The organism is Pseudomonas sp. B2M1-30 (assembly GCF_025447575.1).
Taxonomy (GTDB): Bacteria; Pseudomonadota; Gammaproteobacteria; order Pseudomonadales; family Pseudomonadaceae; genus Aquipseudomonas; species Aquipseudomonas botevensis.
Map to the genome: position 1 here is coordinate 110489 of NZ_JAOEJT010000001.1, position 13220 is coordinate 123708.

At 62.4% G+C, this 13220-nt stretch carries 12 protein-coding genes; 2 read left to right on the forward strand and 10 right to left on the reverse strand.

All coding sequences use genetic code 11. The features are described 5' to 3' along the window. Positions 1-150: 150 nt before the first annotated feature. From creD to N8H74_RS00495, 4 genes are all read right to left on the reverse strand, one after another. Complete coding sequence (creD, locus tag N8H74_RS00480) at positions 151-1518, reverse strand: cell envelope integrity protein CreD (protein ID WP_262145806.1); 1368 nt, start codon at positions 1516-1518, stop codon at positions 151-153. Positions 1519-1661: 143 nt separating this feature from the next. Then, positions 1662-3080 (reverse strand): two-component system sensor histidine kinase CreC, encoded by a 1419-nt coding sequence (gene creC, locus N8H74_RS00485; protein ID WP_262145807.1) that lies wholly within the window; start codon positions 3078-3080, stop codon positions 1662-1664. Next, positions 3080-3760: a two-component system response regulator CreB gene (gene creB, locus N8H74_RS00490; RefSeq protein ID WP_217829534.1), complete on the reverse strand. Its 681-nt coding sequence runs from the start codon at positions 3758-3760 to the stop codon at positions 3080-3082. Before creB ends, creC begins: the two co-directional genes overlap by 1 nt. Before the next feature lie 72 nt (positions 3761-3832). Continuing rightward, a complete protein-coding gene (locus N8H74_RS00495; RefSeq protein WP_217829533.1) occupies positions 3833-4339 on the reverse strand; it encodes an ATP-dependent zinc protease in 507 nt (168 codons plus the stop codon). 252 nt (positions 4340-4591) lie between these two features. Between N8H74_RS00495 and N8H74_RS00500 the strand changes: the two genes are divergently transcribed. After that, positions 4592-5479 carry an acyltransferase gene (locus N8H74_RS00500; RefSeq protein WP_262145808.1) on the forward strand — a complete coding sequence of 296 codons (888 nt, stop codon included), beginning with the start codon at positions 4592-4594 and terminating at the stop codon, positions 5477-5479. A gap of 1 nt (position 5480) precedes the next feature. On the opposite strand, the gene N8H74_RS00505 is transcribed toward N8H74_RS00500, so the two are convergent. Then, positions 5481-6038 (reverse strand): DUF2780 domain-containing protein, encoded by a 558-nt coding sequence (locus N8H74_RS00505; protein ID WP_217829531.1) that lies wholly within the window; start codon positions 6036-6038, stop codon positions 5481-5483. Between the two features lie 282 nt (positions 6039-6320). On the opposite strand from N8H74_RS00505, the gene N8H74_RS00510 reads away from it, so the two are divergent. Continuing rightward, entirely contained in the window at positions 6321-6707 is a 387-nt protein-coding gene (locus N8H74_RS00510) for a hypothetical protein (protein WP_217829530.1), read from the forward strand. Between the two features lie 61 nt (positions 6708-6768). Here the strand turns inward: N8H74_RS00510 and fdhA are convergent, their stop codons facing one another. The 5 genes from fdhA to N8H74_RS00535 form a co-directional block, all read right to left on the reverse strand. Next, the gene (gene fdhA, locus N8H74_RS00515) at positions 6769-7968 is read right to left on the reverse strand and encodes a formaldehyde dehydrogenase, glutathione-independent (protein WP_217829529.1); all 1200 of its coding nucleotides are present in this window, start codon (positions 7966-7968) and stop codon (positions 6769-6771) included. Positions 7969-8098: 130 nt separating this feature from the next. Continuing rightward, the gene (purU, locus tag N8H74_RS00520; RefSeq protein ID WP_217829528.1) at positions 8099-8956 is read right to left on the reverse strand and encodes a formyltetrahydrofolate deformylase; all 858 of its coding nucleotides are present in this window, start codon (positions 8954-8956) and stop codon (positions 8099-8101) included. A gap of 220 nt (positions 8957-9176) precedes the next feature. Then, positions 9177-9809: a sarcosine oxidase subunit gamma family protein gene (gene soxG / locus N8H74_RS00525; RefSeq protein ID WP_262145814.1), complete on the reverse strand. Its 633-nt coding sequence runs from the start codon at positions 9807-9809 to the stop codon at positions 9177-9179. A 61-nt stretch (positions 9810-9870) separates the two neighbouring features. Next, positions 9871-12888: a sarcosine oxidase subunit alpha gene (locus tag N8H74_RS00530; RefSeq protein WP_262145815.1), complete on the reverse strand. Its 3018-nt coding sequence runs from the start codon at positions 12886-12888 to the stop codon at positions 9871-9873. Continuing rightward, a complete protein-coding gene (locus N8H74_RS00535) occupies positions 12885-13214 on the reverse strand; it encodes a sarcosine oxidase subunit delta (RefSeq protein ID WP_007959805.1) in 330 nt (109 codons plus the stop codon). The genes N8H74_RS00530 and N8H74_RS00535 overlap by 4 nt, the downstream gene beginning before the upstream one ends. Positions 13215-13220 lie beyond the last annotated feature (6 nt).

The window sequence follows — 13220 nt, forward strand, 5'->3', positions numbered from 1 at the left end:
GCAAGCCCACTCCCACCGTTGATCCAGGTTTTCTGTGGGAGCGGGCTTGCTCGCCAATGCACCACCTCGGTTCCACTGGCAGGAATCCGATAATCCGCGTCACCAGTTCATCACTCCAGCGCTGATCTTCGCGCAGCCCCAGCGAGCGGCTCATTGCACCGCTCCCAGATCAAACTCCAGCGGCTCCACACGCTTCTGCGCGATCCCGTACCAGTCCAGTTTGCGGGTCAGCACCATGAACACGCCCAGCAGCCCGAACAGCAGCAGCGAACCCATCAGCAGCGCGTAATCCTCGGCGCTGAGCAAGCCATAAAGCAGTCCGTACAGCGCCGCCAGCCCGGCCGAAAAACTCAAGCCGTGGCGCACGCTGTGCAGCACATGGCAGACGTAGAACCCGATCAACAACACACAACCACTGGCCGACAGCAGATACGCCAGGGCAAACCCGATGTGCTCCGACAGCGACAACAGCAACAGGTAGAAGAACGCCAGCGCCACACCGACCAGCGCGTATTGCACCGGATGCACCGCCAGGCTTTTCAGCACCTCGAACAGAAAGAAACCGGCGAACGTCAGGACAATGAACAGCAGCGCATATTTGATCGCCCGGTCGCTCTTCAAATACTGATCCACCGGATCGATGAAGCTCACGCCGAAGCTGCGCCCGTTGAAACCCTCGCAGTCCCCCGTCACGCAACGGTTCATCGCCTCTTGCAGGTTGGTGGAGAAAAACGAGGTCTGCCAATCGGCATTGAAGCCTGCTTCGGTGACCTCGCGCCTGGCCGGCAGGAAGTTGCCGATAAAACTCGGATGCGGCCAGTTGGCAGCGAGGGTGACACTGCTGGTCTTGCCCACCGGCAGCACCTGCAACGAACCGGTGCCTTGCAACCGCAGGTCGAAACCGAAGGCCAGCTCCGTGACTTTGCTGGTGTCCAGCAGCGGCAGCGTGACCCGCACACCCTCGCCGAGCCAGCCCACCTGAGTGCCGGGCACGAAGTCCAGGCGCTGACCGCCCAGTTCGAGCTTCAGTGCGTTTTCGATCCCGCGAATGTCGCTGATGCCGACCGCAAGAAACGGCGCTTCGAACTGGTAGTCGGCGAAATCTTCCTTGATCCCCAACTGCGCCGGCAGCGAGAAATGCCCGTTGATGCGGTTGTCGGCATGGAACAGCCGCGCCTCGTAGATGCCCCGGGCACGCAGTTCGGTCTGCACCTGACCATCGAGCTCGAAGCGCTCGGGCAGGAAATACAGACGCCCACGGGTTTCGCTGAGCTCTTCGTAGCGCTTGTTGGTTTTTTCGTTGGTTTTCCAGATATGGATCGTCTTGCGATACGGCACCACCATCACCGGGCCGCTCACCTGCTGGCTGTAGCTGGAACTGCGGGCGATGTCTTCGAGCACGCCGTCGCGCAGTTGCTGACGCTCGTCGATCATGCCGTCGATCATCAGCAACGGCACCAGCAACACCAGGATCAGCAGGGCAATCGCCCCGAGTTTTATGGTCAGACTCTTGTTCATGGGACTCTCCCTGTTTCGATGGGCAGAGTCTGGTCGGGCTGTGTGGGGGGAATGTGAGGGCTGTGTGGAAATTGTGTGGAGACTCTCCGAACACAATCAAACCCCGTGGGAGCGGGCTTGCCCGCGAAGGCCACGACTCGCTCTCAAGGCAGGCGCAACTTCACTTCAACCCCGCCCTCGACATTGCTGACCGCCAGCGTGCCGCCATGCAACTTGACCACTTCTTCGACGAAGTTAAGCCCAAGTCCCGTGCTTTTGCGCCCGTTGTCCGGGCGCGGCAACGAGTAGAAGCGCTCGGTCAGCCGGGGCAGAGCGTAATCGGGAATCGGTGCGGTTTCATTGAACAGCCGCAACTCGACCAGCGCCCCTACCCGTTCGGCAGTGAAGCGCAGCAGCCCCTGAGCAGGCGTGAAGTCCAGCGCGTTCTCCAGCAGATTGCCCAACGCCTGTCGCAGCAGAAACGGCTCGCCAGTCAGTGAGATCTCCGGCGCAATCGTCTGTTCGATCCGCAACTGCCGGCCCTCGATCCGCGCTGTCTGCGCCTGTAGCAGTTCATCGACCAACGCCCCCAGCGGCACCGCGACACGCTCTTCCAGGCCCTGACGCTGCTCGACCTGCGCCAGGTTCAGCAAGCGCTCGATCAACTGCTGCATACGCGTGCTTTCGCTGTCGATGTTGCCGACGAAACGCTGCCGCTGAGCCGGCGGCATCTCGCCTTGCAACAGCTCCGCCGCGCCGCGAATCGCCGCCAGCGGACTTTTCAGTTCATGGGTCAGCGTGTGCACGTAACGCTCGACGTAGGCCTTGCCTTCGAGTTGGGTGCGCATCTGCTCAACCGCTGTCGCCAGTTGCTCCAGTTCGCCGCCGCGATAATGCGGCACCTCCACGCGGCGCCCCTCGCTGACGGCCTGGGCGTAACCGGTCAGGCGATGCAGCGCCCGGCTCAACCACCACGACAGCAACGCGCCGAACAGCAGGCCGAGGCCGATCAGCCCGGCGCCGTAAACCAGCAGGCGGCGCTCGGTGCGGTCGACATAGGGTTGCAGCGAGCTGTTGGGCTTCGCCACCGTCACCACGCCGATAATCTGCCCGTTATCGCGGATCGGCGCGCCGACGTGCATGACCGAAGAGGCCGGATCGTTCGGGTCGCTGCGGGTGGAGCGGGCGCCGTACTGGCCGCGCAGGGTCAGGTAGACGTCGTTCCAGCGCGAGTAGTCCTGGCCGACCGCGACACCGCTGGAGTCCAGCACCACGATGCCCTTGGCGTCGGTGACGTAGATGCGATGGTTGACCTGGTTTTTCGGCAGGCCCCAGATTGTCGCCTTCGGCTGGCGTTCGCCGTAGGAACGCAGCAATTCAGGCCAGCGATTCTGGCTGAGGGTGCCGGCCTTGAAGTCATCGCGCAGGATTTCCGCCATCAGGTTGGCGGTATCGACCAGGGTTTCCTCGGTGGACTGACGCACGCCGGGGCGGATTTCTTCCATGACCGTGTTGAGTACGAAATACCCGGTCAGGCCGATGAACAGCACATACACCAGGAAAATCCGCAGCCCCAGGGACATCAGCTGTGCCCCGGACTGTAGCTGTAGCCGAGGCCGCGATGGGTCTGGATCGGCTCGGCCTCGGCGCGCACCAAGCGCAGTTTGGCCCGTACGCTCTTGATGTGGCTGTCGATGCTGCGTTCGTAACCGGCATCGGCCGCCACGCCCAGCGCGTCGAGCAATTGCTCGCGGCTGAACACCCGCTCCGGTTGTTCGAGCAGGCATTGCAACAGACGGAACTCATGGCGGGTCAGGCTCAGGAGCTGGCCGCGATAGCAGATCTGCACGCGCTCCGGATCGACGCGGAACAACGCCGTCGAGGCTTCGATCGGCGGGCGCGGTGTCATGCGCTTGAGGATCGCCCGGACCCGCGCCGCCACCTCCCGGGGGCTGAACGGCTTGACCACGTAATCGTCGGCGCCGATCTCCAGGCCCACGACACGGTCGATCTCGGCATCCCGGGCGCTGAGAAACAGCACCGGCACTTCGCTGAAGCGCCGCAGTTGCTTGCAGGTTTCGAAACCGCTGATGTCCGGCAGGCCGATGTCGAGAATGATCAGGTCCGCCGGAGTCTGACGCTGATGCTCCAGCGCCGCCGCGCCGAGGCTCAGCCAGGTGGTGGTGAACCCCTCGCCCTGCAAGGCAAAAATCAGCGTGTCGGCAATCGCCGCTTCGTCTTCGACAATCAGGATATGGGGCATGGCATCCGAGCCTGTGGTTGAGTGCGCGAACGGTGCCCCAAGCCTGACGTTACGTCAATCAGACCACTTGCATCAGCAGTCAGGCTTGTCAGCCGTAAAGCGCCGGGCCGGGTTTACCGCCGCGCCGAACTCGCGCAGGGCCTTGGCGCCGATCAGCAGCGGATAGTTGAAGTTGCTGCGGTCGGTCAGGTTGACCTCCACGGTACGCTTGACGTCGCCCAGACACAGCTCCAGATCGACCACTGGCCGCTTGGTCACCTCGCTCGCATCGCGATCTTCGTCTTCCTCGTCGGAGCGGCTCTTGATCTTGCTGATCCGCGCGATCTTGTGTTCATAGACTTTGTTGCTGGCGTCCTTGGTGCCCAGGCGGAACCGCACCCAGTCCTCGCCATCGCGGGTGAAGGTCTCGATGTCTCTGGCCGAGAGCGAGGCGGTCAGGGCGCCGGTGTCCATCTTGGCCTTGAGCACCTGGCCGCCGATTTCCGGCAGCGCGATGTATTCGTAACGCCCGTACAGGGTCGGCTCGGCGGCCATGACCGGCAGGGCCAGCAGGGAAAGCAATGCAAGGAGGGATTTCACGGAGAGGGCTTCCTTGGAGAATGTGGGCGTCTGACGCGGGATTTTAGACAGTCTGCGGGGCATTGGTTCGCTCTTGAAACGCTTTCTCGGACAAGCCCGCCGCCACAGGTACGGCGCTGTCCTTGTGTGGCGCCAGTGCGCAAAGAGGAGTCAGCTTAAACAGCCAAAGGTGAAACATTTGTAACCCACGGTTTGGCCTGTCGCCCGAAGCTGCTTATCATGGCCCGCCCATCCGCCTTGATAGAGTCGTCTATGCGCCGCCTGCTCACCGGCTGTTTCGTCACCCTGCTGCTGTTGCTCAACACCCTGGTGCTGTTCGGCCCGCTGATGGTGTTCGCCCTGCTCAAGCTGATCCTGCCGGGACGCTTTCGCGATTACGCCTCGGCAGCGGTGATGTGGATCGCCGAGACCTGGGCGGAAATCGACAAGCTGATCTTCCACCTGTGCATCCCGACGCAGTGGGACATCCGCGGCGGCGACAACCTGCGGGGCGACACCTCCTATCTGGTCATCAGCAACCATCAGTCGTGGGTCGACATCCCGGCCCTGATCCAGACCCTCAACCGGCGTACGCCGTTCTTCAAGTTCTTCCTCAAAAAGGAACTGATCTGGGTGCCGTTCCTCGGCCTGGCCTGGTGGGCGCTGGATTACCCGTTCATGAAGCGCTACACCAAGGCGTTCCTGGCGAAGAACCCGGAACTGGCGGGCAAGGATCTGGAAATCACCAAAGCCGCCTGCGAGCTGTTCAAGCGCCAGCCGGTGACGGTGGTCAACTACCTGGAAGGCACGCGCTACACCGCTGCCAAAAGCACTCAGCAGCAATCGCCGTTCGGCCATCTGCTCAAGCCCAAGGCCGGCGGCGTGGCGTTCGTGCTGGCGGCGATGGGTGAACAGCTGGACGCCATTCTCGACGTGACCGTGGTGTATCCACAGCAGAGGATTCCGGGATTCTGGGACTTGATCAGCGGTAACGTGCCGCGCGTGATCATCGATATCCAGACCCGTGAACTGGACCCGGCCCTGTGGCAGGGTGATTACGAAAACGATCCGGCGTTTCGTGAAAAGATCCAGAACTGGGTCAACCAGCTCTGGACCTTGAAAGATCAGCGCATCGCCGAACTGAAGGGCGAACAGCGCTGAATCAACTGCCGGCGCCGGTGCCCCAGATATTGCCCAGGCTGCTCAGCAGCGAGCCGCCGACGCCCTGCTGACCGAGGTATTGCAGGATCACCGGGGCAAACTGGCCGACCATGCCGCTGTCCATGCCCAGCGCGCCGAACGCGTTGTTCAGGTCGTTGGTGTCCTTGACGTTGCCCAGGGCGTTTTCCAGCCCGGCGGATTTACCCGAAGACCCCAGCAACCCGCTCAACGCAGCCAGATTGCCGGCACCGCCCGACAACTTGTCGATGCCCGGCACGTCCTTGGCCAGCTGCGAGTAATCGGTGCTGCTCAACTGATTCTTCGCCAGCCCGAGCATCGCGCTGGTGCCGCCGACGGCTTGCTGTGGCGTCACGTTCAGCGCACTCAGGGCGCTGAGCAGACCGGCGGTTTCCGAGGTCGGCGCAGCGGCCGCTGCCTTGTCGCCACCCTGCATGCCCGACACCGCGCCAGCCACGTCGCTCAGGCTGAACTGGGCGAATACCGGACTCGCCGCCAGGGTCATGAGCGATGCCAGGGCAAAACCGCGTGAAATCTTCATTCGAACATCCTCTTGTGGCATGAAAACCGCCCGATCGAAGGGCGGTCAAACTGCCGGTTTGACCGGGTTAGCGCCGGCATGTTCCGGTGTCCTCAAAGCATTTTCCATGTGCCTGTGTGGATAAATCGTGAAAGTGGCGGGCTTATTCCCAAACCTGATAACCAGCCTTTGGCTCAATCCGAATCGGTCAAAAAAACTGTCAGATCTGACAGTAGGAAACGCCCGACAACTTGCAGACCATAGCCATTCCTCACTTGAAAGCCCCGTAACGGAGTACACATCATGCTGAACAAACTGGCTGCCTGCTGCCTGACCTCGCTGTTCCTTGCAAGCACCGCCTATGCCGACACTTGCCCGTCTCCCCAGTCCTTTACCCAGGATGCCAGCGGACAAATCATGGCCGGAAAGAGTGTGGTTGAAGTAGACCCAGCGACCACGACGCTGGCCGAAGCGAAGAAGCTGGTGTTCACCGCAGCCCGCATCAAGGATCGAAACAACAATAACGCGAGAGTGATCTGCCAGTACGAAGACGGGAAACCGAAGCCGGATATCGGGGCGATTCTGACCGTGGTCGTCGGCAAGCCAATTACAGCGACCTCCGGCAATTGGAGCGGCGATGACTGCGCAACCAAAGATGGCGATGAGAAAAAGTGCTCATACAGTCATTGAGCGCCGCTTCGACCAATAAAAAAGGGCGACCTCACGGTCGCCCTTTTTTATTGCCGGTGACTTACGCCGCACTGAACAACTTGTGCGGGTCGATCACAAATTTCTTCGGCACACCGGCATCGAACTCGCCGTAGCCTTCCGGCGCCTGGTCGAGGCTGATGACTTGCACGCCCACCACTTCGGCGATGTTGATGCGGTCCCACATGATCGCCTGCATCAGTTGGCGGTTGTACTTCATCACCGGGGTCTGGCCGGTGTGGAAGCTGTGGGATTTGGCCCAGCCCAGGCCGAAGCGGATGCTCAGGCTGCCCATTTTCGCGGCGGCGTCCACGGCACCCGGATCTTCGGTCACGTACAGGCCCGGGATACCGATCTTGCCCGCCACGCGCACCACGCCCATCAGCGAGTTGAGGACGGTGGCCGGCGCTTCGTGTTTCACACCGTCGTGGCCGTGACCACGGGCTTCGAAGCCTACGCAGTCCACAGCGCAATCGACTTCCGGCTCGCCCAGCAGCGCGGCGATCTGCTCGTGCAGCGGGGTGTCCTTGGACAGGTCGGCGATTTCAAAACCCTGGGCCTTGGCGTGGGCCAGACGGATCGGGTTGACGTCACCGACGATCACCACCGCCGCGCCCAGCAGACGTGCCGAAGCCGCAGCAGCCAGACCGACCGGGCCGGCACCGGCGATGTACACGCTGCTGCCAGGGCCGACACCGGCCGTGACGGCGCCGTGGTAACCGGTCGGCAGAATGTCGGAGAGGCAGGTCAGGTCACGGATTTTTTCCATGGCCTTGTCGCGATCCGGCAGTTTCAGCAGGTTGAAGTCGGCGTATGGCACCAGCACGTACTCGGCCTGACCGCCGGTCCAGTCGCCCATGTCGACGTAACCGTAGGCACCACCGGCACGGGCCGGGTTGACGGTCAGGCAGACGCCGGTGTGTTGTTCCTTGCAGGATCGGCAGCGCCCGCATGCCACGTTGAACGGCACGGACACCAGATCACCGATTTTCAGGTTCTCGACGTCGCTGCCCTTCTCGATCACTTCGCCAGTGATTTCATGGCCCAGTACCAGCCCGACCTGGGCGGTGGTGCGACCGCGCACCATGTGCTGGTCGGAGCCGCAGATGTTGGTGGAAACCACACGCAGGATGACACCGTGCTCGATCTTCCTGCCGCGCGGATCCTGCATTTTCGGATAGTCGATTTTCTGTACTTCGACCTTGCCACTGCCGAGATACACCACACCACGATTGCCAGACATGCTTTCACCTCGCTGTTGTTTTTATGGAACCGCGTTGCCCAGGCAGGCAGCGCGTTGAGTGCTCGGGTACAGATGCTGAATATTGTGTTGCCTGTTGCGGCCTCTTCGCGGGCATGCCCGCGAAGGCGATCTAGAGAACGACCGTGCGATTGGCGTTCAAAAACACCCTTCTTTCGATGTGATACCCCACCGCCCGCGCCAGGGTCAGGCCTTCGATATCCCGCCCCTTGGCGATCAGGTCTTCGGGGTAATGGCTGTGATCCACCGCCTCGACGCCCTGGGCGATGATCGGGCCTTCGTCCAGGTCGTTGTTGATGTAGTGCGCGGTGGCGCCCACCAGTTTCACGCCCTTGTTGTAGGCCTGGTGATACGGTTTGGCGCCCTTGAACCCCGGCAGCAGCGAGTGATGGATGTTGATCGCCTTGCCATCGAGCTTGCGACACAACTCCGGCGACAACACCTGCATGTAGCGGGCGAGAATCACCAGTTCGGCACCGGCGTCTTCGATCACCTGCCACACCTGGCGCTCCTGGGCCGGTTTGTCGTTGGGGTCGAGCGGGAAATGGTAGTAGGGAATCTGGTGCCAGTCGGCCAGCGGCTTCAAATCCGGATGGTTGGACACCACTGCCGCCACGTCCATCGACAACTGGCCGATGCGCTGGCGGTAGAGCAAGTCGTTGAGGCAGTGATCGGCCTTGGACACCATGATCACCACTTTCGGCCGGTAGTTCGGCGCGGTCAGCTCGAAGATCATGCCGAACGCCTGACCGCGCTCGGCGAGGCCGGCGCGGAAGGACTGCTCGTCGAAACCGTCGGGCTGACGGAATTCCACACGAATGAAGAAACGCCCCGAGAGCCGGTCATCGAACGAGTGGTGCTCGGTGACGTAGCACCCCTGCTCGAACAGAAAACGCGTCACCGCATCCACGGTGCCGAGGACGCTCGGGCAGTCGGCGGTGAGAATCCATGTATCCGGGGCGCGGCTCATTGTGCGGTGACTCCTGTTCGTTGTGCGGGGTGTCAGGGGGACTTTTTCCCCTCACCCTAGCCCTCTCCCGGAGGGAGAGGGGACTGACCGAGGTGGTCTTGGATCTACACCGACCTGAATCACCGAGTCGAACTCAGGTTCGAAAACAACACAGATCTGCTCCCTTTCCCCTCGCCCCCTTTGGGGAGAGGTCTGGGGTGAGGGGGTGGTTTTTGATCTTTCAGGCCTGGACGCTAAGGCCGTACTCGGCGGACGCATCCTGCAACCACAACCACCAGTAATCCGAGAAGCTGCGACGAATCAGCAGTTCCCAGGTGTCTTCGGCGGTGTGGCGAATCATCAGCTGCGACTTGGCGAACACCGTGCCCACGGCCTTGCCGACCGGGAAGTTGTTCGGGTGGACGTCATAGCTGGTGGACTTCATCAGCACCTGGCGCACGTTCGGGCCGCTCAGTTCAAGCACCTGCTGGCCGCCGCTGACGTTGACGATCGCGATGTGCAGATCGCCCAGCGCTGCGCGCAGTTTCTGCTCGGCCGCGAACTCTTCGCCGCTCGGCACGATCAGCAGCCACTCATCCGGCCCCATCCATTGCAGGCTGGTGTCACCCTTGACGATCACGCTCAGGGCGCCCGGCAGTTCTATGCCCAGGGCCTTGTGGACGCCAGCGGCGAACGCGGCATCGTGGCCGTCGCCGCGGATGGTCAGGTGGCCGAGGAGTTTCTTCTCACGCACGATCACGCCGGCGTTCTTGCGGCCCTTGCCGACCAGGCTGGCGAGGTCGGCATGATGCAGCGACGACTCACCTTTGGCCCCGGTGGTCGGGCGTTGTTGGTACACATTGGCTGCGGTCATAAAGCACCCTTTCTGAATTCTGTATTGATCGCTCCCACGCCGCGCGTGGGAGCGAACAGTGCTAGATGTTCTGGCGATCGCCTTTAGGATCGAAGAACACCGAAGAAACGATTTCCGCCTCGATCACGCTGCCGTCGGCCAGCGGTGCGAACACCCGCTCGCCCAAACGTTTCAGACCGCCCTTGACCACGCCCATGGCAAACGAATAACCGAGCGAGTTGTGCGCGTAGCTGGAAGTCACGTGGCCGACCATGGTCATCGGGATCGCCTGCTTGGTGTTGAACACCAGTTGCGCGCCTTCCGGCAGCCATACATTCGGATCGATCGGTTTCAGGCCAACCAGCTGTTTACGCTGGTCACGCACACAGTCTTCACGGTTCATGCCGCGCTGGCCGATCCACGAGAACGGTTTGGTGCGACCGACGCACCAGCCCATGTTCAGGTCGTCCGGGGTCATCGAGCCGTCGGTGTCTTGCCCGACGATGATGAAGCCCTTCTCGGCGCGCAGGACGTGCATGGTTTCGGTGCCATACGGGGTCAGGTTGTACTGCTTGCCGGCCTCGACGATTTTTTCCAGCACACCCATGGCGTAGTCGGCCTGGACGTTGACTTCGTAAGACAGCTCACCGGTGAACGAGATGCGGAACACCCGCGCCGGCACGCCACCGACCAGACCTTCTTTCCAGGTCATGAACGGGAACGCTTCGTTGCTCAGATCGATGTCAGTGACGGCGCTGAGCAGCTTGCGGCTGTTCGGCCCCGACAGGGTCATGGTCGCCCAGTGGTCGGTGACCGAGGTGAAGTAGACCTTCATCTCCGGCCATTCGGTCTGGTGGTACAGCTCCAGCCATTGCAGCACGCGAGCCGCGCCGCCGGTGGTGGTGGTCATGACGAAATGGTTGTCGGCCAGACACGCCGTCACGCCGTCGTCGAAGACCATGCCGTCTTCCTTGCACATCAGGCCGTAACGGGCCTTGCCCACATCGAGCTTGGTCCAGGCGTTGGTGTACACGCGGTTGAGGAACTCGCGGGCGTCCGGCCCCTGGATGTCGATCTTGCCCAGGGTCGAGGCGTCCAGCAGACCAACGCTGTCGCGCACGGCCTTGCATTCGCGCTTCACGGCGGCGTGCATGTCTTCACCGTTTTTCGGGAAGTACCACGGACGCTTCCACTGGCCGACGTCTTCGAACTCGGCGCCCTGTTTCAGGTGCCATTGATGCAGCGCGGTGTAACGCACCGGCTCGAAGATGTGCCCGCAATGACGGCCGGCCACCGCGCCGAAGGTGATCGGCGTGTAGTTCGGACGGAACATCGTGGTGCCCATCTGCGGGATGGTCACGTTCAGCGAACGGGCGGCGATGGCCAGGCCGTTGACGTTGCCGAGCTTGCCCTGATCGGTGCCGAAGCCCAGCGCGGTGTAGCGCTTGACGTGCTCGACCGACTCGAAACCTTCGCGGGTCGCCAGTTCAATGGCAGCGGCAGTCACATCGTTCTGCAGGTCGACGAATTGCTTCGGCGCCCGTGCGGTGGCTTTCTCGTGCGGCACCTGGAACAGCGCCAGGGTCGGCTCTTCGAGACGGCTCAAGGCTTTCGGCAGCACCGCTTCGACGGTCTGGAAGCCAGCCTCGGAAGCGGCGCGCACGCCCCCTTCAAAACCGTCGGCCAGGGAATCGCCGAGGCTGTAGACGCCGTTGATACCACCCACGCAAACACGCTTCTGCGGTGCTTCGCCCGGTACGAAACCGAGGATGTCTTCACGCCAGATCGGCTTGCCGCCCAGGTGCGACGCCAGGTGAACCACCGGGCTGTAGCCGCCGGAGCTGGCGATCAGGTCGCAGTCGAGCCATTCGCCCGGGCTGGTGACCTTGTGACCTTTGACATCAATCGCGGCCACACGGGCAGCGGTGACGTGCTTGCTGCCACGGGCCTCGATCACCGCGCTGCCGGTGAGGATGCGGATGCCCTTGGCGCGCGCCTCTTCCACCAGTGCACCGCGTGGATTGCTGCGGGCGTCGGCGATAGCCACCACTTGCAGGCTGGCGTCGAGCCAGTCCAGCGCCACGCGATAGGCGTGATCGTTGTTGGTCGACAGCACCAGTTTCTTGCCCGGCGCCACGCCGTAACGGCGTACGTAAGTCGACACCGCACCGGCGAGCATGTTGCCCGGCACGTCGTTGTTGCCGTAGACCAGCGGACGCTCATGCGCACCGGTCGCCAGCACCACACGCTTGGCGCGAACCCGGTGGATGCGCTGACGCACCTGGCCGATCGGCGCACGGTCACCGAGGTGATCGGTGAGGCGTTCGTGAATGGTCAGGAAGTTGTGGTCGTGGTAACCGTTGACCGTGGCGCGCGGCAACAGCAGCACGTCCGGGGTGTTCTTCAATTCGGCAACGACGCTTGCCACCCACTCCACCGCAGGCTTGCCGTCGAGGCTTTCGCGGGAGTCGAGCAGGCTGCCGCCGAACTCTTCCTGCTCATCGGCCAGGATCACCCGGGCGCCGCTGCGTGCAGCCGCCAGGGCAGCGGCCAGACCCGCAGGGCCGGCGCCGACGATCAGCACGTCGCAGTGCTGGTTCATGTAGTCGTAGGTGTCCGGATCGTTCTCGGTCGGCGAACGGCCCAGGCCTGCCGCCTTGCGGATGTACTTCTCGTAAGTCATCCAGAACGATTGCGGATACATGAAGGTTTTGTAGTAGAAACCCGGCGGCATCAGCTTGCCGCCGACCTTGCCGAGAATCCCCATCATGTCGTTGTTGACGCTCGGCCAGCCGTTGGTGCTGGTGGCGACCAGGCCTTGATACAGCGCCTGTTGCGTGGCCCGCACGTTAGGAATCTGGGTGGCTTCGGTGGCGCCGATCTGCAGCACCGCGTTCGGCTCTTCGGCACCGGCGGCGAAGATCCCGCGCGGACGGGAGTACTTGAAGCTGCGACCGATGATGTCGACGCCGTTGGCCAGCAGTGCAGCGGCCAGCGAGTCGCCTTCGAAGCCTTTGTAGGTCTGACCGTTGAAGGTGAAGCTCAGCACTTTGTTGCGGTCGATCCGTCCACCGTTGGACAGGCGATTGGTCTGGCTCATACCTTCTCTCCCAGCGCCGTCGTGGCTGTTTTCGCCGTGTCAGCCTTGTCGGTGAATTGCGGCTTGGTGCCGATCTTGTAGGTTTCGAGAATCTCGTAGGTCACGGTGTCGCGGGTGACGTTGAAGTACTGGCGGCAACCGGCGACGTGATCCCACAACTCGTGGTGCAGACCGCGCGGGTTGTCGCGGAAGAACATGTAGTCGCCCCACTCCTCATCGGTGCAGCTTGCAGGATCCAGCGGACGCGGGATGTGCGCCTGGCCGGATGCGTGGAATTCCTCTTCGGAGCGCAGTTCGCCGCAGTGAGGACAGAAGATATGCAACATGGGGAT